The 21821-nt window shown below is 46.9% G+C and carries 19 protein-coding genes and 9 tRNA genes; 7 read left to right on the forward strand and 21 right to left on the reverse strand.

Annotated elements, in window-relative coordinates; genetic code table 11:
• The first annotated feature begins 14 nt into the window (after positions 1-14).
• The gene (locus tag KXJ80_RS12445; protein ID WP_099458157.1) at positions 15-281 is read left to right on the forward strand and encodes a hypothetical protein; all 267 of its coding nucleotides are present in this window, start codon (positions 15-17) and stop codon (positions 279-281) included.
• A 172-nt stretch (positions 282-453) separates the two neighbouring features.
• On the opposite strand, the gene nth is transcribed toward KXJ80_RS12445, so the two are convergent.
• The 14 genes from nth to KXJ80_RS12515 all read right to left on the reverse strand — a co-directional run bounded on the left by nth (position 454) and on the right by KXJ80_RS12515 (position 10329).
• Positions 454-1095: an endonuclease III gene (gene nth, locus KXJ80_RS12450; protein ID WP_023267240.1), complete on the reverse strand. Its 642-nt coding sequence runs from the start codon at positions 1093-1095 to the stop codon at positions 454-456.
• A gap of 66 nt (positions 1096-1161) precedes the next feature.
• Entirely contained in the window at positions 1162-1860 is a 699-nt protein-coding gene (locus tag KXJ80_RS12455; protein WP_218738545.1) for an electron transport complex subunit E, read from the reverse strand.
• Positions 1853-2491 (reverse strand): electron transport complex subunit RsxG, encoded by a 639-nt coding sequence (gene rsxG, locus KXJ80_RS12460; protein WP_218738544.1) that lies wholly within the window; start codon positions 2489-2491, stop codon positions 1853-1855. Before rsxG ends, KXJ80_RS12455 begins: the two co-directional genes overlap by 8 nt.
• A gap of 55 nt (positions 2492-2546) precedes the next feature.
• Entirely contained in the window at positions 2547-3596 is a 1050-nt protein-coding gene (gene rsxD, locus KXJ80_RS12465) for an electron transport complex subunit RsxD (protein WP_218738543.1), read from the reverse strand.
• A gap of 80 nt (positions 3597-3676) precedes the next feature.
• Positions 3677-6262 (reverse strand): electron transport complex subunit RsxC, encoded by a 2586-nt coding sequence (gene rsxC, locus KXJ80_RS12470; protein ID WP_259474425.1) that lies wholly within the window; start codon positions 6260-6262, stop codon positions 3677-3679.
• 3 nt (positions 6263-6265) lie between these two features.
• On the reverse strand, positions 6266-6847 hold the full coding sequence (gene rsxB, locus KXJ80_RS12475; protein ID WP_259474426.1) for an electron transport complex subunit RsxB: 582 nt from the start codon (positions 6845-6847) through the stop codon (positions 6266-6268).
• Positions 6848-7426, reverse strand: coding sequence for an electron transport complex subunit RsxA (rsxA, locus tag KXJ80_RS12480; protein ID WP_023267235.1), 579 nt, complete (start codon positions 7424-7426; stop codon positions 6848-6850).
• Positions 7427-7551: 125 nt separating this feature from the next.
• Positions 7552-9456, reverse strand: coding sequence for a bifunctional diguanylate cyclase/phosphodiesterase (locus KXJ80_RS12485; RefSeq protein ID WP_088585645.1), 1905 nt, complete (start codon positions 9454-9456; stop codon positions 7552-7554).
• 202 nt (positions 9457-9658) lie between these two features.
• Positions 9659-9734, reverse strand: a tRNA-Asn gene (locus tag KXJ80_RS12490).
• A gap of 45 nt (positions 9735-9779) precedes the next feature.
• Positions 9780-9855: transfer RNA gene (locus KXJ80_RS12495), tRNA-Asn, on the reverse strand.
• A gap of 45 nt (positions 9856-9900) precedes the next feature.
• A tRNA-Asn gene (locus KXJ80_RS12500) sits at positions 9901-9976 on the reverse strand.
• Positions 9977-10021: 45 nt separating this feature from the next.
• Positions 10022-10097, reverse strand: a tRNA-Asn gene (locus tag KXJ80_RS12505).
• Positions 10098-10128: 31 nt separating this feature from the next.
• Positions 10129-10204, reverse strand: a tRNA-Asn gene (locus tag KXJ80_RS12510).
• 49 nt (positions 10205-10253) lie between these two features.
• Positions 10254-10329: transfer RNA gene (locus tag KXJ80_RS12515), tRNA-Asn, on the reverse strand.
• Between the two features lie 1079 nt (positions 10330-11408).
• Here KXJ80_RS12515 and uvrB point away from each other — a divergent pair.
• Complete coding sequence (gene uvrB, locus KXJ80_RS12520) at positions 11409-13430, forward strand: excinuclease ABC subunit UvrB (protein WP_259474427.1); 2022 nt, start codon at positions 11409-11411, stop codon at positions 13428-13430.
• Between the two features lie 148 nt (positions 13431-13578).
• Here the strand turns inward: uvrB and rrtA are convergent, their stop codons facing one another.
• On the reverse strand, positions 13579-14193 hold the full coding sequence (rrtA, locus tag KXJ80_RS12525; protein WP_259474428.1) for a rhombosortase: 615 nt from the start codon (positions 14191-14193) through the stop codon (positions 13579-13581).
• Positions 14190-14906: a 7-cyano-7-deazaguanine synthase QueC gene (queC, locus tag KXJ80_RS12530; protein WP_259474429.1), complete on the reverse strand. Its 717-nt coding sequence runs from the start codon at positions 14904-14906 to the stop codon at positions 14190-14192. Before queC ends, rrtA begins: the two co-directional genes overlap by 4 nt.
• Before the next feature lie 188 nt (positions 14907-15094).
• Here queC and queE point away from each other — a divergent pair, with 188 nt between their 5' ends.
• The gene (gene queE / locus KXJ80_RS12535) at positions 15095-15763 is read left to right on the forward strand and encodes a 7-carboxy-7-deazaguanine synthase QueE (protein ID WP_259474430.1); all 669 of its coding nucleotides are present in this window, start codon (positions 15095-15097) and stop codon (positions 15761-15763) included.
• A gap of 180 nt (positions 15764-15943) precedes the next feature.
• On the opposite strand, the gene KXJ80_RS12540 is transcribed toward queE, so the two are convergent.
• The 3 genes from KXJ80_RS12540 to KXJ80_RS12550 all read right to left on the reverse strand — a co-directional run bounded on the left by KXJ80_RS12540 (position 15944) and on the right by KXJ80_RS12550 (position 16354).
• Positions 15944-16028 (reverse strand) — tRNA-Tyr (locus KXJ80_RS12540).
• Positions 16029-16145: 117 nt separating this feature from the next.
• Positions 16146-16230: transfer RNA gene (locus KXJ80_RS12545), tRNA-Tyr, on the reverse strand.
• A 39-nt stretch (positions 16231-16269) separates the two neighbouring features.
• Positions 16270-16354 (reverse strand) — tRNA-Tyr (locus tag KXJ80_RS12550).
• Positions 16355-16479: 125 nt separating this feature from the next.
• Between KXJ80_RS12550 and KXJ80_RS12555 the strand changes: the two genes are divergently transcribed.
• The 3 genes from KXJ80_RS12555 to KXJ80_RS12565 all read left to right on the forward strand — a co-directional run bounded on the left by KXJ80_RS12555 (position 16480) and on the right by KXJ80_RS12565 (position 19793).
• Positions 16480-16968, forward strand: a complete 489-nt coding sequence (locus KXJ80_RS12555; RefSeq protein WP_037418688.1) for a VC2046/SO_2500 family protein — start codon at positions 16480-16482, stop codon at positions 16966-16968.
• A 164-nt stretch (positions 16969-17132) separates the two neighbouring features.
• Positions 17133-17420 carry a DUF406 family protein gene (locus KXJ80_RS12560; RefSeq protein ID WP_037418691.1) on the forward strand — a complete coding sequence of 96 codons (288 nt, stop codon included), beginning with the start codon at positions 17133-17135 and terminating at the stop codon, positions 17418-17420.
• Positions 17421-17609: 189 nt separating this feature from the next.
• Positions 17610-19793, forward strand: coding sequence for a putative bifunctional diguanylate cyclase/phosphodiesterase (locus KXJ80_RS12565; protein ID WP_218738538.1), 2184 nt, complete (start codon positions 17610-17612; stop codon positions 19791-19793).
• Between the two features lie 119 nt (positions 19794-19912).
• On the opposite strand, the gene KXJ80_RS12570 is transcribed toward KXJ80_RS12565, so the two are convergent.
• Positions 19913-20407, reverse strand: coding sequence for a YchJ family protein (locus KXJ80_RS12570; RefSeq protein WP_099458144.1), 495 nt, complete (start codon positions 20405-20407; stop codon positions 19913-19915).
• 29 nt (positions 20408-20436) lie between these two features.
• Positions 20437-21012 carry a YybH family protein gene (locus KXJ80_RS12575; RefSeq protein ID WP_037418700.1) on the reverse strand — a complete coding sequence of 192 codons (576 nt, stop codon included), beginning with the start codon at positions 21010-21012 and terminating at the stop codon, positions 20437-20439.
• A 132-nt stretch (positions 21013-21144) separates the two neighbouring features.
• On the opposite strand from KXJ80_RS12575, the gene smrA reads away from it, so the two are divergent.
• Positions 21145-21735: a DNA endonuclease SmrA gene (gene smrA / locus KXJ80_RS12580; RefSeq protein ID WP_037418703.1), complete on the forward strand. Its 591-nt coding sequence runs from the start codon at positions 21145-21147 to the stop codon at positions 21733-21735.
• Positions 21736-21821 lie beyond the last annotated feature (86 nt).

Below are 21821 nucleotides of genomic sequence, written 5' to 3' on the forward strand. Positions count from 1 at the left end.
GCAAAGGATTGGATATGGAATTTACTCAAGCAGAACTTACGCTTATCGCTGCCGCGAAACAAAAAGTGCAGATGGCGCAGCGGGTGCGAGTTGGGGTGATTATGTTGCTTATCTTTGGCACACTTACGTTGCTCGCAGGATTTTGGAGTCACCCGTACGCGATTTATATTGCCTTTGCGCTGGTGGTTTTTGCGGTAGCGCTACCCCAGTTTGGCCAAGGGCCAAAATATGAAGAATTATTAGCCCTATTACAGCAAAAAGCCGCTCAGCAGACCAATTAATCTGCACTACAGGGCTAATATCAATAGGGCTAATAACAGTGTTAAAGACAACGCTAATAACAAAGGGCTTTCAGCAAAAGTTAACTAGCCTGAAAGTATTCTCTAGCCTAAAAGCCCTTGTTATTTACTCATTCCGTTAGTTAGAGTGCTTAACGACAGCCATATGGCGCCCTTATTCTTCGGGATAGACCTTTTCCTTAAATTCGCAAAGGTCCTCAATAATACAGCTACCACAGCGCGGTTTGCGGGCCAGACAGGTATAGCGGCCATGCAGAATAAACCAGTGGTGCACATCGACCTTAAATTCGGCGGGAACGACCTTTAACATGCGTTCCTCGACTTCGACCACGTTTTTACCGGGGGCGAATTTAGTGCGGTTTGCCATGCGAAAGATATGGGTGTCGACGGCGATGGTCGGCCAGCCAAAGGCGGTATTGAGTACCACGTTAGCGGTTTTACGACCGACGCCAGGAAGCGACTCTAGCGCTTCTCTGTCCTCAGGGACTTCGCCGTTGTATTTTTCAATTAAGATTTCACAGGTTTTAATCACATTGATGGCCTTGTTGTTATACAGGCCAATCGTCTTGATATATTCCTTTAATCCCTCCACGCCTAAGGCATAAATGCTGTGGGCGGTATTGGCCACTGGAAACAGTTTGTCGGTCGCCTTATTCACGCTCACATCGGTCGCCTGTGCCGACAAGGTCACCGCCACCAGTAATTCAAAGGGACTGGAGAAATTCAGCTCTGTTTCGGGTTTGGGATTGTTTTCACGCAGGCGGGTGAGGATTTGGATGCGTTTTTGTTGATTCATAGTGATCCTTGGAAGTAGTGGGTTTAACGCTAAACCCACTACTTAAGCTGTTATCTCAATAAGGGCTTAACTCACTTTGGTGATCCGTGCCCGTGTTACGCTTGGCTGCACTGCTGCTTCGGGTTGACGCTCTTTAAGCTTTTTATCGATAACGTTTTTCAGGGCAATAAGTAGGCCCATTACAATAAAGGCGCCGGGCGGTAACATCGCCAGCAGGAAGGGGGTATCGACTTGCCATACCTGAATCGTTAAGGCTTTAGCCCATGGGCCGAGCAGTTGGTCGGCGCCATCAAACAGGGTGCCTTGGCCGAGAATTTCGCGCGTTGCGCCAAGAACCGCTAAGACTAAGGTAAAGCCAAGCCCCATCATCAGTCCATCGAAGGCGGCGCTAAAGGCATTATTACGGGAGGCAAACGCTTCGGCGCGGCCAATGATAATGCAGTTGGTCACAATTAGCGGCAAGAAGATCCCTAAGGACAAATACAGACCATAGGCATAGGCATTGACTAACAGTTGCACCGCCGTCACCAGCGCCGCAATGATCATCACAAACACGGGGATACGGATTTCCTTGGGCACATAGTCGCGCACTATCGAAACCAAAACGTTTGAGCCAATCAGCACCAGCATTGTCGCGATACCTAGGCCAAGGGCGTTGGTGAGGGTCGCGGTTACGGCCAGCAGTGGGCATAACCCCAGCAGTTGCACCAAGCCGGGGTTGTTTTTCCACAGTCCTTGCCAGGCAATTTCGCGATAATTAGTCATGGTTGGCCTCACAATTCAGTGGTTGGCTGAAAATCTCTGCTTGATGCTGAGTAAAGTACCATACAGCGCGTTTAACGGCTTTCACATAGGCGCGTGGTGTGATTGTCGCACCAGTGAACTGGTCGAAATCACCACCGTCTTTTTGTACGTGCCATTGCTTGTCATCTTCAGATGTCAGCACTTTTCCGACAAACTTAGTGACCCAGTCGGATTTACGTAACTCGATTTTATCCCCAAGCCCGGGCGTTTCTTGGTGGGAAAGCGTACGAACGCCTAATACTTCACCTTGGGTGTTGATACCTACAATCAGCTTAATATTACCGTTGTAACCATCGGGAGCGATGGCTTCTAAGGCGATAGCAACGGGTTTACCCGCTGCGGTGGCAATATACGCAGGCAAGGCATCTTCAGTGCCGAGCGCCTCTTTATTTTGCAGTAACGTGCACTGCGCGGTCAGCTCATTGTCATGGAGTTCATCTGGGATCAGTTGATGTAAGATGCCCATCAGTTCTTTCTGCTGTTGCAGCTTTATTTCATCAAAGGTCTGTTGATTAACCACAGCCACTAAGCCGGTGCAGAGCAGGGCAAATAGAGCAAGTAGCAGACCATTTTTAATCATTGGATTATTCACTTTTATTCCTCAAGAATCCTTGTTCAAGCTCGCTTGATTCTTTTATGCCACAGGCCTAGCTCGCAGAGTGGCCATAGGTGCGCGGACGCACATAGTAATCAATAAATGGCGCGCACAGGTTTGCGAGTAGCACGGCAAAGGCAAAGGCATCGGGATAGCCACCTTGGGTACGGATGATATATACCAAGACACCAATTAATGCGCCGAAAATTAAACGGCCACGTGGACTGGTCGCCGCGGTGACGGGATCGGTCGCGATAAAGAAGGCGGCGAGCATGGTCGCGCCCGAGAATAAATGGAACAGCGGGCTTGCCTGCATATCGGGTGACAGTAAAAAGCCGATGCTGGATGCCACAAATAATCCCACCAACACGCCTGTGCTGATATGCCAGCGGATGGCTTTTAATTTAAGTAACACTAAACCGCCAGCAAGATAAGCTAAATTGACCCAAAACCAACCCACGCCAGTGCCGCCATCGAATATGCTTTTGGCCAAACTCTCAGTGGTAGTCAGCCCTAGAGACAAATCGGTTTTGAGGGTATCGAGCGGTGTTGCCATACTGATCCCATCAATCCCTAAACGGAATTGATCCATCCCACCATGGGCACCGACATTGAAGATAAGTTGCAAGCTATCGATAACACTTGGGGTATTGAGCGCAACCGTACTTGGTGCAATCCAACTGGTCATCTGCACAGGGAAGGAAACCAGCAGTAACACATAGGCGGCCATCGCGGGATTGAACAGGTTATGGCCCAGGCCACCGTAGAGATGCTTGACGATAACAATCGCAAACACTGTACCCATAACGATCATCCACCAAGGTGCTAGCGGCGGGATCGCAACCCCGATCAAGATTGCCGTCAGCATGGCGCTGTTATCGCTTAAACTCGCTTTGATGCTGCGGTTACGCAGTTTCATCACCGCGGCTTCACAGCTTAAGGCTACGATAATTGCCAGTAACACTTGAATAAGCGTACCCCAGCCGAAAAAGGCGCATTGCACCACAAGTCCGGGTAACAAGCATAAAATAACCCTTTGCATAACCGTTGAAGTATGCAAATTACGGGTAACATGGGGTGATGAGGCTATTTTAAACGCCATTGTGATCCCTTTTATCTAATCTTGAGTCACTGATTTTTAAGCTAATCATTTTTAAAGCACTGAAGTTAAAATCCGCAGTGCTATTCATTTGCATCGCTGTTAGCATTCGCTTCTCTGGCCGCTTTTTTGGCTTTAGCACGAGCAACCGCCGCAGCGACCTTGGCTTTTTTCTCATCCTCAGGACTGAGTGATGTGCTTGGTTCAGTGGCTGAGCTTAATTCATTGCCTGACACATTGGTCGATTCTGGCTTGGCGTCTGCTACTCGCTCGGGCTGAACTTCGGCAACCTCAGTCGATTCTACCTGCTGTGCGGCGGCCTTTTTGGCTTTTGCACGGGCAACGGCGGCCGCGACCTTGGCTTTTTTCTCATCTTCAGGACTGAGTGGCGCGCTTAGATCAGTAGCTGAGTCTGATTTATTGCCAGATTCATCGTTTAACTCTGGCTTAGCGTCTGCTGTATGCTCGGGCTGAACTTCGGCAACCTCACTCGATTCGGCTTGCTGCGCGGCGGCCTTTTTGGCTTTTGCACGGGCAACGGCGGCAGCGACTTTGGCTTTTTTCTCATCTTCAGGACTGAGTGGCGCGCTTGGAATAGAGCTTGACTCTGATTCTGGCTTAGCGTCGGCGGCTAGCTTGGACTGAACCTCGGTAACCTCGCTCGATTCAGCCTGCTGCGCGGCGGCTTTTTTGGCTTTAGCACGGGCAACGGCTGCAGCAACCTTGGCTTTTTTGTCATCCACTTCCGCGTTAGCCGTCGTTTCAGTTGCTGGCTTATCTGTGTTGTCTGTCGAGATGTCAGTGTCGCCATTGGCATCCGAGTCGGCCTTTAATGCCGCTTTTTTCGCTTTGGCGCGAGCGATGGCTGCGGCGACTTTATCTTTTTGTGATAAAGACTCGGATTGCTCAGTTGGCTCGCTTGGCTCACTTGGCTCAGAAGAAGCTGTTTGCACAGAAGAGACTGCTTGTTGAGACGATTCTGCTTCATCGGCCCCTTGAGCCGCAGCGGCGGCTTTCTTGGCTTTGGCTCGAGCAATCGCAGCGGCAACGGCCGCCTTACCCTTAGGCGCCTCAGTGCTGCTTGCATCAGCCGCAACGACCTCGACCGTCGCGTTATCGGTTGTGGCTTCTGCCGCTGCTGCCTTTTTGGCCGCGATCCGCGCCATAGCTTCAGCAACGGCACTCTTATCCGTTGAGGTCATGGTCGCTTGGCGACGCGCAGCGGCTTCTTTAGCCTTGGCTTCGCGGGCGAGTTTTTCTTCTTCGAGGCGTTGAATACGCGCCTCGAAGCGCAGTTTGGCGCGCTCGGCTTGATGCTTCTCATCGGCGGCTTGTTTTAGTGCCGATTTAGCGATGCGGTAGTATTCCACCAGTGGAATATCACTCGGGCACACATAACTACAGCAACCGCATTCGATACAGTCTTTTAGGTTGTAGCTGGCCGCCTTGTCATATTCTTCGGCTTTTGCATGCCAAAACAGTTGTTGTGGTAGCAAGAGAGCAGGGCAGGCATTGGCACATTCACCGCAGCGGATACAGGCCTTTTCCTCTAGAGTTATCCCAATCTCTTGACTGCTCGGGACCAAAATACAGTTTGTGCCCTTTAAAATCGGTACTTGGATGGTTGGCAATGCGTGGCCCATCATTGGCCCGCCAATAATCACTTTTTGTTCGGCTTCGGCATTAAATTCAGTTTGCTTGAGCACATGTTCAACGGGCGTGCCTATGGGTAACCAATAGTTGCCAGGTTTACCCACATTTTGCCCGGTAACGGTTACCACACGTTCAATCAGCGGTTTTCCTTGGGTCACGGCTTGATGAATCGCAAAGGCGGTTCCCACGTTATGCACCACAATCCCAAGCTTAGCGGGAATGGCGCCCGAGGGGACTTCACGACCTGTGATGATTTGGATCAGCTGTTTTTCACCGCCAGAGGGATACTTCGTTGGGATCACCGTTACCCGAGTGCTGCCGGCAGGGAGCGTAGATTGACTCACCGCCTGTTGCATCACCTTTATGGCTTCAGGTTTGTTGTCTTCGATAGCAATCACAATGCGTTTTGGCGACAAAAGGCGATGGATAATCGCAATCCCCGCCAGAATGTCTTGGCTGTATTCGCGCATTAAGCGATCGTCGGCGCTGATATAAGGCTCACATTCCACGCCGTTGATTATCACTAATTCAATTTCACTAACGGGATTGAGCTTAATATGGCTTGGGAAGGCGGCGCCACCCATGCCGGCTATTCCTGCACGATGGATTTTGGTAATGATCTCCTGATTGCTCAGCTCAAGTGAGCCTGGCGTTAACTCGCACCAGCGGTCTTCACCATCAGCGGCAATTACACAGGTATTGACTGGCAAGGCAGAGGCATGGTTACTGGCTCTTGGCTCAATGGCGACAACAGTGCCCGAGGTTGGTGCATGTACGGGCAAATGCCAAATCGAGGTACCTTGGGTTAATGGCGCGCCTTTTAATACTTTGTCACCAACCATTACTGCAAGGGTGCTGTTTTCACCCACCTGTGGCACTGGCACGAGGTATTCCTGCGCTAATGGCAGTTGGCTGATTGGCGTGGTATTGGAGAGGAATTTGACTTCAGGTGGATGAATGCCACCGGGTGAGCGCCAAAGGGTTCCTTTATCTAATTGATCTAATAAAGTCAGCACCGCTTATCCTCTCTTTTCTTCGTGCGGAGTCTCTTGGATAAGAGTCACGGGAATGGCATTTAAGCGCCAGTTCCAGTTTTTAAGATTCTGGCCAACGGGCACCATATCGATACAGTCGACGGGACAGGGCTCGACACAGAGATCGCAACCTGTGCAGTCGGCGGTGAGCACGGTATGCATGAGTTTGCCCGCGCCAATAATGGCGTCGACAGGACAGGCCTGAATACATTTAGTGCAGCCAATACATTCATCTTCGCGAATATAGGCGACTTTTTTGACTTGGGACTGAGCCTCGGCGTTGAGCGGCTCTGGCTCGACCCCCATTAAGCTGGCGAGTTTTTCCATGGTCGCAGTGCCGCCGGGCGGGCACTTGTTGACTTTATCGCCATTGGCAATGGCTTCGGCGTAAGGACGACAACCGGGATAACCACATTGACCGCATTGAGTTTGTGGCAGAATCGCTTCGAGTTCATCGACGATAGGATTACCTTCAACCTTAAATTTTAAGGCGGCAAATCCGAGTAATACCCCAAAGAACAATGCCAATAGGGTCAATAAGATAACGGCAATTAACATGGTGGACATCTATTTAACCAATCCTGTAAATCCCATAAAGGCCAATGACATCAGGCCTGCGGTGATCATGGCGATAGCACCGCCTTTAAACGGCATGGGCACATCGGCCGCCGCTAAACGTTCACGCATCGCGGAAAACAGAATTAACACTAAGGAAAATCCTACCGCAGCACCAAATCCGTAGATAGCAGATTGAATAAAATCGTGTTTCTCATTCACGTTTAATAGCGCAACCCCTAATACGGCGCAGTTAGTGGTGATCAACGGCAAATAAATTCCCAGTGCGCGATGTAGGGCTGCACTGGTTTTCTGCACTACCATCTCGGTAAATTGCACTACCACCGCAATCACCAGAATAAAGCTCATGGTACGCAGATAACTGAGATCAAAAGGCAATAATAGGTATTGATTCACTAGGTAACTGAGAATGGATGCCAAGGTCAACACGAAAGTGGTCGCCATAGACATACCGATAGCGGACTCCAGTTTGCTGGAGACCCCCATAAATGGACATAAGCCTAAGAATTTCACTAATACGAAATTGTTGACCAGTACAGTGCTGATCAACAACAGGAGATATTCACTCATCTCAATACTTGTCTAAACGGATCTTGGCCGTATTATCGACTTTTCCGTTTGCATAAACAACATATAGAATGCAGGGTTAACTATCTTTACTGTAAATATGCATGCTTGATTAACCCTGCATTGGTTTAAATTTGATCAGTTAGGGTGATGGCCTGTGGCTGAGCAATGTAATAGCCTTGGAGGCCATCAACGAGAAGTTTTTCGAGGGTTAATTTTTCTTCTTGGCGCTCAACACTGGTCGCAATTACGCGGATACCAATACGTCTGGCAACGTCTACCATCATACGCACGAAGAATTTGTTATTGCTGTCTTCATCGATCGCCGAGGTGTAGCTACCATCAAGCTTAATGTAGTCTGGGCGCACTTCGCTGAAGAATTTGAACGAGGTAAAACTCATGCCAAAACGCTCAATTGATACCCTCGAACCTACGCTATGCACTTCACGTACAAACTTATAACTCGCCCCTAAATTGGCTTGCATACCGGATTCGTTAATCTCAAATACTAAGCGTGAAGCGATATATTTATGCTTACCAAGAATATCCTTTAACCAGCCAACAAACAGTTCTTGATGCGCTGAAAAGGCACTGATGTTGATGCCAAAATTGCCGCTAATGGTGGGATTTTCTTTAAGCATTTTTAATGTAGTGATCACCACTAGTTTATCTAATTCTGTGCTCATTCCATGGCGCTCCGCCATGGCAATGACTGTGGTGGTCGGTAAAAACTTCCCTTCACTATTGTAGAAGCGTGCCAGCAACTCGCGATATACCTCGACATCGTTACGGCAAGGTTGAATCGGTTGTTGGAAAAATTTAAGCGCTTGGCGGGTGATTAGGTCATTGATTGCCAGTTTCCAACGGTCGTCACCAAATTGCTGATCCGCATTGAGTTTCTCTTGAATATGATAACTATTAGGACCAAGGGTTTGCGCTATGCTGACAGCCGTATCTGCAAGGGATAGCAAATTGACGGGATCTGTCCCTTGTTGGTATGGGACAAGCCCGATATGTGCCGCGGATTCTGCTTTGATCATCTGTTGATATTCATCAAGGAAAATTTTCAGTTGATCTAAAAACTTAGGTCCATCCTTTAACACTAAATCGGGCAAAAAAATCGCAAAATCGGCACTGGAAACGCGGTAGCACTCTGCATCGGGATATTTTGAACAGGCTTTACGTATGCAATTAGCCACATTCGATAAATAATCGTCACCCGCTGAGCGCCCTTGAAGTTGGTTGATATGAGCCAGTTCAGTCGCCTTAACCATGGCCATTAATCCGAGTTGAGGAATGGCACGATTGCTAATACTTTCCAACTTGGAGGTAAAACGAGGACGACTGCCAAACCCCGTAATGGGATCTTGATAAGCCACTTTATGCAGTTTCTGGTTTTCCTGTGTGAGGCTATCGACTCGTGATTTTAACGTTGTTCGGCATTCCTCAAGCGCTAATCTGACGGGGGTCATTTCGCCATTCAGTCTAGAAGACTCTATGGCTGAAAAACTCAACTCCGGAACATGCATAATATAATCGGCAGCATAACGGATCGAAGATTTTAATTTATTGATAAGTAATAAAAAAACAACAACTAATACAATGTAAGCTAGCAGTAATGAGAATCCTAGCTGCTGGGTATTGGCAATGGCGTTTTCGATGGCTTGGTTAACACTCAACTTAACTTGTAACCGACCCGCAGGCAGCTTTTGTGTATGTGACAAATCTAAGGAAAATAACCCAGCAAGTGGGTGAGCCATTTGGACGTTGAGTTCACCTTGAGTGTAATTAAGTTGCCCATCAGTATCATCAATATATTGAAAAAATTGCAGAGGGTAATGTTCGGAGAGGCTTTGGTAAAGTTCGCTACCATTACCTTGCCACTGGTCAAAGTTGACCATGTATTGTTTGAAATTATTGAGTTCCTGCTGTTGTTCTGCCTGCAACTGGTGATTTTCGCTTTGATAAATCCAACCAAAAAGGCCTAAAAAGATCAGCAACAAAAAAATGGGATACGATTTAGACATCGCCATAAAATTCGCTCTCAATATGTCAAAGTATGTGCAATAAGATATTGCATGAGATTTGAAATAACACCGTTATCTGCGTGATGATACACGGTATTTTGGTTAACAAACTGCTCACAGTGTAACCGTATTTAAGGCAAAACAGAAATGAAAAGCGTGATCTATAAGCGTTAGATGTAGGATAAAAAACAGATGAAGTGAAATAAAATGGCTCCCCTGACTGGACTTGAACCAGTGACATACGGATTAACAGTCCGCCGTTCTACCGACTGAACTACAGGGGAGTAGAGGGTGCGATATGACTATCGACTTTAGATATTACTTTAAAATGGCTCCCCTGACTGGACTTGAACCAGTGACATACGGATTAACAGTCCGCCGTTCTACCGACTGAACTACAGGGGAGTAGAGGGTGCGATATGACTATCGACTTTGGATATTACTTTAAAATGGCTCCCCTGACTGGACTTGAACCAGTGACATACGGATTAACAGTCCGCCGTTCTACCGACTGAACTACAGGGGAGTAGAGGGTGCGATATGACTATCGACTTTGGATATTACTTTAAAATGGCTCCCCTGACTGGACTTGAACCAGTGACATACGGATTAACAGTCCGCCGTTCTACCGACTGAACTACAGGGGAATCGTTTTAACGTATCAGCTTGCTAACTAAGTGGCTCCCCTGACTGGACTTGAACCAGTGACATACGGATTAACAGTCCGCCGTTCTACCGACTGAACTACAGGGGAATCGTTAGTTATCTAACTGTATTCTCATTGATTATCAATGATTAAAGAGTGGCTCCCCTGACTGGACTTGAACCAGTGACATACGGATTAACAGTCCGCCGTTCTACCGACTGAACTACAGGGGAATCGCTTTAATCGTCTCGATGACTCGTTGAGAACGGAGCGCATAGTAAAACGCTCTGTTGGAGGAGTCAACTCGAGTTACTAAAAAAAGTGTAATTATGCTGTTAAGTGCTCATCTAATGTGCATCATGGTGTAGAAATCAGCATTTTGATGAAGAAATAACTTAACTTTTCGCAAGATAGCGCTGTTCGGTACCATAAAATTTGTCAATGAAAAGTGCTTAAAGGCTGGCTCATATCTTCAATTGCTTAAAGATCCGTCGCTTGAGCATCAAAATCACTACGGCATTGAATAAATACACGAAAGTGCAAAATTGGCTGAATGTTTACAGGAACTAATAGCAAACAAAGTCTATGCGGATTCCGGCAGATGCGAACCCTTACTCAGAAAAGATTTTGCCCGCATAGATAATCGCTTACCTCGTTATAATGTTAATGATGCTATTTGGGCTGAGTCTATTGCGTGAGTAGTGAGCACTGACGTTTAGGCAAATAGAGCCACAACTCGGGCATTATCCTCTTTCTAGTCACTAGATGAGCGCCGTTAAACATCAAGATGACCATTTGATTGCAGCAAAGTGAAACTTTTTGACTACGGCGTTTTAGTGCTCAAACTGACGATAAAACGCACTGAAATTCAGGATTAATGCCAAATTAATACACAAGGAAGGACTTTCATCTGCTTACAAAATTGCAACTTAAATTTATGCTAAAAAATATAAGGCTTGCAATTGTCAACTATATGAAATTTAAGGATTAATATTTTTATCGCCAAAATAGTGCAATTTAAGTCCATCGCCCGCGCACCAAGGGTTTGCCGCTTGTTTTAAGTCGCAACTCACAGGGTTATCCACAGAATTTGTTGATAAGTCGAAATAAGCGAGAAACCATGCGGGATTGAGGAGTATTTTTCATCCCCAACATTGGAGATAAATGGTTTGTAATTTAATTACATTTGATAAAAGTTACTACTTGTTACATTGGCGTTTATGTTCAGTGTAGGCTGATTATAAGATAACTGCTGGAGCTTAATCTGTCTCTTGATTAGAATGGTTCGACTAACCACAAGGATATGTAGCGCGTGTCAGAATCTGTTTTTCAGCTTGAATCCCAATTTGCCCCCGCAGGTGACCAGCCAACAGCCATTGCTAAATTGGTTGATGGCCTCGAATCAGGCCTTGCTTGCCAAACCTTATTAGGGGTGACGGGCTCTGGTAAGACGTTCACCATCGCCAATGTGATTGCCAAGCTTGGGCGACCGACCATTATTATGGCGCCAAATAAGACTCTCGCAGCACAGTTATATGGTGAGATGAAAGAGTTTTTCCCCAATAATGCGGTGGAATATTTTGTCTCCTATTACGATTACTATCAGCCCGAGGCGTATGTCCCCGCATCCAATACCTTTATAGAAAAAGATGCCTCGGTAAACGCCCATATTGAACAAATGCGGCTCTCGGCCACTAAAGCCCTGCTGGAACGCAAGGATGTGGTGCTGATTGCCTCGGTATCGGCGATTTATGGTCTTGGCGATCCTGACTCTTACCTAAAGATGCTATTGCACCTGCGCCAAGGCGATACCATGGGACAGCGGGACATTCTTAAGCGCTTGAGTGAATTGCAATACACCCGCAATGATATCGAGTTGCAGCGCGGTACCTTTCGTGTTCGCGGCGAAGTGATTGATATTTTCCCAGCCGATTCAGACCGCTACGCGATTCGGGTGGAGCTATTTGACGATGAAATTGAACGCTTAAGCGAGTTTGATCCGTTAACTGGGCAGATTATCAAACGTATCGCTCGCACCACAGTGTATCCTAAGACCCACTATGTGACGCCGCGGGAAAAGATCCTAGAAGCCACCGAGCTGATTAAACAAGAGCTGCGTGAGCGCAAGCAATATCTGCTCGACAATAATAAGTTGATTGAGGCGCAGCGCATCCACGAGCGGGTGCAATATGATATCGAGATGATGGTGGAGCTAGGCTATTGCTCCGGCATTGAAAACTACTCCCGCTATTTATCCGGACGCGCCCCCGGTGAGGGGCCACCAACGCTGCTCGATTACTTACCCGCTGATGGTTTATTGGTTATCGACGAATCCCATGTCACCGTGCCACAAATTGGTGCCATGTATAAGGGTGACCGTTCCCGTAAAACCACCTTGGTGGAATATGGCTTTCGTTTGCCCTCGGCGTTGGATAACCGGCCGCTGAAGTTTGAAGAGTTTGAGCAGTTAATGCCGCAGACGATTTATGTGTCGGCGACGCCAAATCCCTATGAATTGGATAAGAGTGGCGGCGAGATTGTTGAACAAGTTGTGCGGCCCACAGGATTGCTCGACCCTGAGCTTGAGGTGCGCCCCGTTGGCATTCAAGTGGACGATTTGCTCTCTGAGGTCGCTAAACGGGTTGCGGTAAACGAGCGGGTGTTAGTCACCACGTTAACTAAACGTATGTCGGAGGATTTAACTGAATACCTCGACGAACATGGTGTCAAAGTCCGCTACTTACACTCAGATATCGATACCGTAGAGAGGGTGGAGATTATCCGCGATCTGCGCCTGGGTAAGTTTGATGTGCTGGTCGGCATCAACTTGCTGCGCGAAGGCTTAGATATGCCGGAAGTCTCACTCGTCTGTATTTTGGATGCAGATAAGGAAGGTTTTTTACGTTCGGAGCGTTCGCTGATCCAGACCATTGGTCGCGCCGCGCGTAACGTTAATGGCAAGGTGATCCTCTATGCCGATCGCATCACCAACTCGATGGCAAAGGCGATGGGGGAAACCGAGCGCCGCCGTGAGAAACAGCGAGCCTACAACCTTGAGCATGGCATTGTGCCAAAAGGCGTGGTCAAGCGTATTACCGATGTGATGGATGTGGACGACGGCAGAGAGTCTGAAAAGGATTATGGTCAAGCATCCCTTGGCAGAGTCGCTGAGCCTAAAGCCAAACGTTATCATGCAGATGCTGCCCAGCTGAGCCATGATATCGATAAGCTCGAGAAGCAAATGCATGAACATGCGCGTAACTTGGAGTTTGAACAGGCGGCGGCCTTGCGTGATGAGGTGAAACGCTTAAGGGAATTACTGATCAGCGCATAAATGAGTTTCTCGCCTAAGCAAGGCGTTGAGACTCAAAGCTGTGATGCTAACGTTCTGCCACTAAGGTGTTTTACTGAATAAAAAGCCGCTAAACACATTGTGTTAGCGGCTTTTTATTGGATTAGATCATCAAAGAAGAATCGAGACTTTATGCTTTTTCTTTGGTTAGCATCGTGCGTGGGAGCATAAAGAATAAGAGCGCGCAGACTAAGCCACAGATCAAACCAACTAAATGCGCCTCGGTGGCCACCCGCGCGCCGATCATTGCGGTTACATCATCACTGGCACCATAGAACTGTTCATGGCAGACTTTGACTATCACCCCGAGCAGCAGCAAATAACCAGAGTACATTTTGCGGCGAATATCCTGCACTGCACCAAAGGTAAATAGGCCATGTAACATGCCGCTCAAGCCTACATAGCCAAATAATTGTGGGTAACCTAAATACAGACCAATGCCTTCAAACAGACAAAGCAGGATAAACAGCGCGGTTAATCCCTTAAGCTGGTAGTGAAAGTGGTGCAAAAACAGTACTACCCATAATCCAGCGAGGTTCATCAACAGGTGCCAATGATTGGTATGTAGCAGATTACCGGTAATCAGGCGCCACCACTGGCCGTCACTGATATCGCTGCGTCGATAGGCAAGCAGAGTATCTACGCTCGGGGTAAAAAGTCCCGCAACATACAAGAGCGCGCAGAGCAGACTGACGATAAGCGCCAGCCAATAGGGGCTGAGTTTATTAAACGTCACCAATCTCACGCCTTTGGTTTACCCGTTTCAGTTGCCTTGTCGAGCGAGGCCATCACCTCTGCTTTATTTTGCAGGTAATCCTCTAAGCCCCGTTTGCGAAGGTGGCAGGCTGGGCAGTCACCGCAACCATCGCCGACAATGCCGTTATAACAGGTCAGGGTATGGTGGCGAACTAAATCGAGCTGCTGGTATTTATCGGCCAGCGCCCAAGTTTGGGCCTTGTTGAGCCACATTAATGGCGTGGTGATCTCAAGCTTTTTATCCATGCCTTGCACCAGTGCTGATTCCATTGCACGGACAAAGTCGTGGCGACAGTCGGGATAACCCGAAAAATCGGTTTCGCAGACACCGGTAATAATCGCCTCTGCTCCTAATTGGTAGGCGTAGATCCCCGCCAAAGTCAAAAACAGGATATTACGGCCTGGCACAAAGGTATTGGGTAAGCCATTTTCCATTAATTCGTGGGATACGGGGATTGCATCCCGGGTGAGGGCAGAAATGGCTAATTCGTTGAGTAAACTCACATCCATCACTTTATGGCTGGTGATGTTTAAGCGTTTGGCGAGGGATTTAGCCACGTCAATTTCTTCACGGTGGCGCTGTCCATAATCGAAGGTGATCCCATGGACTTCATCATACTGTGTTAAGGCTTGAATAAGACAAGTTGTTGAGTCTTGTCCACCACTGAATACGACCACGACCTTTGAAACTGATGCTGACATAAGATCCACTTTAGAGTGACACAAAAATAGGGCGTAAGTGTAACCCAGGTGCTAGGGCTTGAAAACTTTTTGCTGGCGTGTGGTGACGGGCATGCGGTTCTTGGCATCACTATGTTAGCGGCGGTAAAAACTTGCAGCTGCAGCTAAAATCCTCTATAACTGCCGCCCCAGAAAAATGGAACGCTAGCATGAATTACCCAGTCAACGAAGTCTTTGAAACTATTCAAGGTGAAGGTGTCTTTACCGGAGTACCCGCCATTTTTGTGCGTTTACAGGGTTGCCCTGTGGGATGTGCTTGGTGTGATACCAAACAGACTTGGGATCTGCTTGAGGAAAACAAGGTGTCACCCGAACAAGTGATTACCGTCGACGGTTCCGTGGGGCGCTGGGCTAACCATACGGCGCAGAGTCTTATCGAGGCGTTCAACGCTAAGGGATACACGGCGCGCCATGTGGTGATCACAGGTGGTGAACCTTGTATGTATGATTTGAATGAATTAACCCTCACGTTTCACGCTGCCGGTTTTGCCACTCAAATCGAGACCAGTGGCACCTTTGAGGTGAAGTGTGATGCTGATACCTGGGTGACTGTCTCGCCCAAGATCAATATGAAAGGTGGTTATCAGGTGTTAGCGCAGGCCTTGATCCGCGCCAACGAGATAAAGCATCCGATAGCGACCGAACATCATATCGACGAACTCGATGAGTTACTCAAAGGGATTGATGTGTCAGCGAAAACGATTTGTTTACAACCGATCAGCCAAAAACCAAGGGCAACGGAATTAGCCATGAAGGTGTGTATTGCTCGCAACTGGCGTCTATCGATTCAGACCCATAAGTACTTAAATATCGATTAATCGCCACTTAGTGCTGTGCACTCTTCTTTAACGCTCCGAAAGGGGCGTTATTTATCAGCAAAATCTATGAATTAAAGACAATAGTTTTAACTAAGCGATAAAAATATTTTTGTATAAGGTGGAGTGCTAGAAAGAAAACTTAGGGAATAGAGCGGTATATAGCGTGAGATGAGAAAGAAGTGGTGGAGGGAGAAGGATTCGAACCTTCGAAGGCGGAGCCGTCAGATTTACAGTCTGATCCCTTTGGCCACTCGGGAACCCCTCCACATATTTTCTTCCGACTTTTAAGTTGCGCTTAAAAATCATCTTAAATCTTGGCCAGATTTAAGGGTAAAGCAAGTTTACAGCAGACTAACGATTGACGAACCACAGAAGATAAAAGTGGTGGAGGGAGAAGGATTCGAACCTTCGAAGGCGGAGCCGTCAGATTTACAGTCTGATCCCTTTGGCCACTCGGGAACCCCTCCACGAGTATCTTTTATAGCATCGCTAATTGTTAGTGCAAATGGTGGAGGGAGAAGGATTCGAACCTTCGAAGGCGGAGCCGTCAGATTTACAGTCTGATCCCTTTGGCCACTCGGGAACCCCTCCTCAATTGCGGCCGCCATAGTAGTCAGAAACCTTAGGCATGTAAAGTCTAAATATGAAAATTTTCCTAAAGTTCTTGTTCAACTGGTCGATTAACTGACAACGAGTTGTTTTAGCGATGTTTTTTTATGCAAATCGATGTTCCTTTAATCAATGAGGCCCAAATTGGCTCCCGCTTAAATGCGGCAATCGAACACAACAGGCGAGGTGAGTTTGCCCTGTTGCTGTCGCTATTGTCTGCTGACGCGAGGGACATGGCGCAGTTTCAATGGCAAAAAGAACTCGATACTGCCGAAAAACTACAACGTCAGTTTGAATTACCACCAAAACAAACGTTAGTGGCGGATTTATCCTCAGACAATCATATTATCGACAATAGCGCCGTGTTTATGCAGCAAGGGGCAAGAGCATTTCAATTGCAACAGGCCTTGCGACCGGAAGCGTTAGTGATCCGAGGTGGTGAACCCATCGCCATCGCCGAAGCCTTGAGTAACTGTGAGTTTACAACTCGCTTGCGTCAGCGGGGACAATTGCCATCTCCTCAAGTTGAAATCATGCACTTTGCCGATCAACTAGCGATCCAACGTAATTTGATCCCACGCTTAGCCAGTGCTTAATGCTACTGAGGCTATTTATTATCAAAGGTATTATTTCGGGTAATAAGCGTGAGCAATACCAGAGTCTCTCTCATCATCATTCCCTATAATTAGTCGTTAGTGATATTAATGTTGAGTCGCTTATGTTGAGTTTTTAACATGAGGCCATTAGAGAGGATAGCCCTATGAAAGGCATCATTGCAGGACAAACCCCCACAGTAAACGACACATGTACCGATTGCGGCAGCTTTGTTGACATCGGTGCTGTGATTGATGAACAAGATACTGTGCTTGAGTTGCAGTTTACGGGTGGCGAGGCGGAAAATGAGGCGGCAAAGATGGTTGAGCGTGCTCAGACACGTTTTCGACACACGCAAGCGAGCGTTACTCGAGGTGAAACGGGTGTGACGCTCAAACTGGTATTTGATGTCAGTGTCGAAAAAATGATTTTCCAGTTAGAGAATGGTCTATAGCGCAACCCCTGTGATACAAGTCGAGGTTAATTTGTAATAAAGTGTGGCCGATGTTGCTATTTTAACTGTAGATCGTGTAATCTGCGTCAACAAAAACAATGATAAATCGGCTCCATTAACACTCCTATCTTTAGTGTGTTAGTCGCAGCAGTATCGTTTTACCCAACACGAAGTTTTGTAGGGATCAGAGTGAAGCGACGTCAGCATCAACACTTATTAGAGTCTTTAGTCCATTCTACGGCAAAGCAGCAGGGTGATTTCACTAAGACGGCAGAGTTAGCGACAGAGCTACTGTGTCAGAATTTAGCGGTCTCCTTGGTGTCGGTGTGGATTTTTTCTGCCGAGCAAAACACCCAATCTCTCGTCGCCCAGTTTGGGGCGATGGCGCTACAGGACATCTACCGTCCTAAACTGCTGCAAACGGTGCCGCGTTATTTAAATGAACTAAAAAATCACAGACATATAGATGCTGGTAATACGCTTATTGACCCTCGGTTGACAGAATTAGTCGATAGTTATTTTATTCCACGCCAAATTTTATCTAGTCTTGAAGTCGGCATCCGTATCAATGGCCATCTTGAGGGCGTGCTCTGCATTGAGCGCGCGCAGCTCACACACCATTGGCACGATAGTGAAATTCATCTGGCTTGCCAAATGGCCGATCAATTAGCCCTCACTCTTGCTACCAAACATGCTTACGATAAGGAAGAACGTCTCAGCCTTTTTTGCTGCGCCATAGAACAATCTCGTCAAATGACTATGTTGATTAACTTGCACACTGAAAAAGTGGAGTACGTTAACCAAGCCCATCAGGATATTAGTGGTATTTCTCGGAGCAGGAGCGTTGGCACTAATTTACGTGATTTAACTTTTTTCAAACAGCACAATGCGTTAGCTGAGCAGACCTTAGCAAAAATTTTTAGAGGTGAACTGGCAAAAGGTGAGGTGCAATTTAATCGTGCTGATGGTAGTCGTTATTGGCTGAAATATGTTGTGAGCCAATTTATCACCGATAGAGGCAATCATTACGCTTTAGTGTCGGGTGAAGAAAGTACGGATGAGCATAACTACAAAGCGGAGTTGGAACGTCTGGCGTGGCGTTGTAGCTTGACTGGACTTAACAATCGCAGTCACTTTAATCGAGTGCTCGAGCGAACAACACATGGGCTACTGTTGCTAGTCGATTTAGTCGCCTTTAAGCGTTTTAACGATACTTATGGTCATGAAAATGGCGACAGCCTGTTGATTGAGATTGGCCGGCGCTTAAAGCATTTTTCAGACATCAATAAAGCGACTGAAATCGCTCGTGTCGGTAGTGATGAGTTTGCGGTATTACTGACCGACGATAACGCAGTTTATGATCTGGACTATATCAGCACCCGCTTATACCAGCATTTAGCCATGCCGATATTAATTGGCCGTGAACAAGTGGAACCTAAACCCGCACTGGCCGTGGTTGATATTGCGTCGGTGGCAAATTTATTTGCACCACTGACCTGCGCCGATATTGCAGTGCAATATGCGAAGAAGAAAAAGGGCACAGCAATTCAAGTCTTTAACAGTACATTGCTGAGTGCGTTTAAGGAAGATGCGCAAATTGAACGCGATTTGCATAGTGCTATTCGCGGTCGACAATTTGAGCTTTATTACCAGCCCTTAAGGGATCTCGAACAGCAAACTTATATCGGTGCCGAAGCGCTTATTCGTTGGCATCATCCCAAAAGAGGCGTGCTATATCCCGGCGCGTTTATTGATATTGCCGAGCAATCGGGGATGATCAATGCGATAGGCAGTTGGGTATTAGAGGCGGCCTGTCGGCAATTGAATATTTGGCAGCATCACAATGCCGATCTTAGCATGCATGTTAATGTGTCTGCGCGGCAGTTTTTTAGTGGTAATTTGTATGAACAAGTATGGCAACTCTTGACCCGTTATCGTTTAAAGCCCAAAACCTTAATTTTGGAAATTACAGAGACGGAACTCATGGGCGATATTCGCCATGCGACCTTATTGTGTCAGGAGTTGGCTGAACTGGGGGTAGGCTTGGCTATCGATGATTTTGGGACGGGTTACAGCTCGATGCGCTACCTTAAACTGTTTCCTATCAGTAAGTTAAAAATCGATCGCTCGTTTATTTCAGATTTGACGATTAGCCGCGAAAGCCAAGAAATCGTCTCGGCCATTATTGCGATGGCGAGTGCGCTCAATATTTCCTTGACCGCAGAAGGGGTAGAAACCGTTGAGCAGGAGGCGTTTTTAGCCAAGAGTTTGTGTCATCAGGCACAGGGATATTTATACAGTCCAGCCCTGCGAGAACCCGAGTTTGCGCAGTTTTTGCTGGCCGCGAAACAATCGAGTTTTATCGCCCACTAAACCAGATGTTCGTATTGGTGTGATGAAAAAATAAAGGTAATCAATTGATTGCCTTTATTTTATGAGTCGATAGTTTTATGAATCGATAGTTTTATGAGTCGATACTGTCATCAAAAAAACTATCGTGTTAAGCAGCACTGTTTAAATTTCTTACCACTCTGGCAAACACAGGGATCGTTGCGCCCAGGGCGTTTGGCCTGCATTTGTTGTCCTTGGGTATAGTACCAACGGCCCTGTTCAAATATAAACTCAGATCGTTCATAGATTGCATCAATCTCACCCGCGAGTTTATACCAAGCTTTGAAGGTCACATTGCCGCGTTGAGTACCATCGGGATAGATTTTTTCATTCGCAGCTAAGACCTCAAGCCCTAACCAATGTGGATGTGGGCCTTGCTGTAGTTGTTCGAAGGTTAAGCCATCGAGAAAGTCTACATGGTGAGTTTTAATAATGTAATCAAAATTTTTCAACACAAATGCGCAGTAGCGTGAACGCATTAGTTGTTCGGGACTGGTGGCCACTTGAGTCCCTGAATCAACATTAAGGTGCAAAGTTTCACAACAGTGCTGATAAGGTTTTTGGCTGCCACAGGGACAATAGGCTTCTGGTGTCATGAGTGTAACTTGCTCAATAATAAAGATTATTACTTTGGTTTTTTACTGTCAGGTAACGGCGGAAACTGACGGCCATAGTAAAGATTTGGTACAGGCTTCGCATTCAAATAAAAACTAGGCTCGGCTCGATTGTTCATATCAAGGGTGACATTCCAGCGGTGCTGGGTGTCTTTTTGTGTGCCAATGACGAACTTGCCAGCAAATTCACTCACGGGTTCGCCAGTCTCTTCGGCGGGATAAAAACGCACTAAATAATAGCCTGTGTCGAACGCGCTGTTGCCTGATAATTTGCGGTTTAGCACCCGAAAGTCGATATCGATACGGGCCTTTTTGGTTCGGATTTTATCAAAAAAGCGTTGATAAATGGCGACAATATTATCACGGCCATAATAAATTTCTTTACTTTGACTTTCTGACAGATAACTTGCGTCTTTAGCATAAATCTCGGCAGTGACGTCGTGATTAAGTTCATTAAATGCTTGAGTAAACAAAGGATAATTCGCATTTATCAATTGATCTGTTGTCATGCTGGTCTTGGCTTTTGAGGGGGTAGCAAAACTCGGCAGCGACAATAGGCATATCAGGGCTAGCAGCAAAAATCTCATTACATTATTCTAATCAAGCATTCATGGCGCCACTATAATGGAGGCGCCCGCTGAACTAAAGGGGTGAATGTTTACAAAGTGTGTTTCTGTTGTAAAAGTGCACACTGAGTGTGAAGAGTGGAGGAGCTTGCCATGCTGGATAATGAATCGGCACTATTTTTTGAAGAAATGGCGGGAGTTGTGCCACTTAAAGGTGATGTCAAGGTGGTGAATTTACAACCTAAGGCATTAACGGATGAGCAAATTCAGCGCCGTGATGCGCTGCAACGTGAGGCTTATTTAGCTTGTATGCCGCTGGATTTAAGCTTGATCCCGATTATGGCACCCGATGATATAGCCAGTTTTAAGCGTGAAGGGGTTCAGGGGGCTGTTTTTAAGCGCTTAAGGCTGGGGCAGTACAGTATTAAAATGGAGTTAGATGTGCATGCCTACCGTTTGAGTCAGGCCAGAGATGCGTTACTCAATTATTTGTTAGCGGCGCAGGCCCATGGTGAACGTTGTGTGATGCTCATTCATGGTAAAGGCCATAACAGTAAACCCGTGGCTGGATTGCTTAAATCAGCGGTATGTCACTGGTTATCTCAGCTTGATATGGTACTTGCCTACCATTCTGCGAAAACCGAGCAGGGCGGCACGGGCGCCTTATATGTGATGTTGACTAAATCCGAGCAGCTTAAGATTGAGAATAAAGAGGCAAATCGTAAGGGAATGGGTTGGCGTTAATGGATTTGCGAACGCATTGATTTCTCTGATTGTCGCGAGCGTTAGACGTTAATACTGGAGCTTAAAAAAATGCCCAACATCGTTGG

The sequence above is a fragment of the Shewanella xiamenensis genome (assembly GCF_024971755.1).
GTDB classification, from domain to species: domain Bacteria; phylum Pseudomonadota; class Gammaproteobacteria; order Enterobacterales; family Shewanellaceae; genus Shewanella; species Shewanella xiamenensis.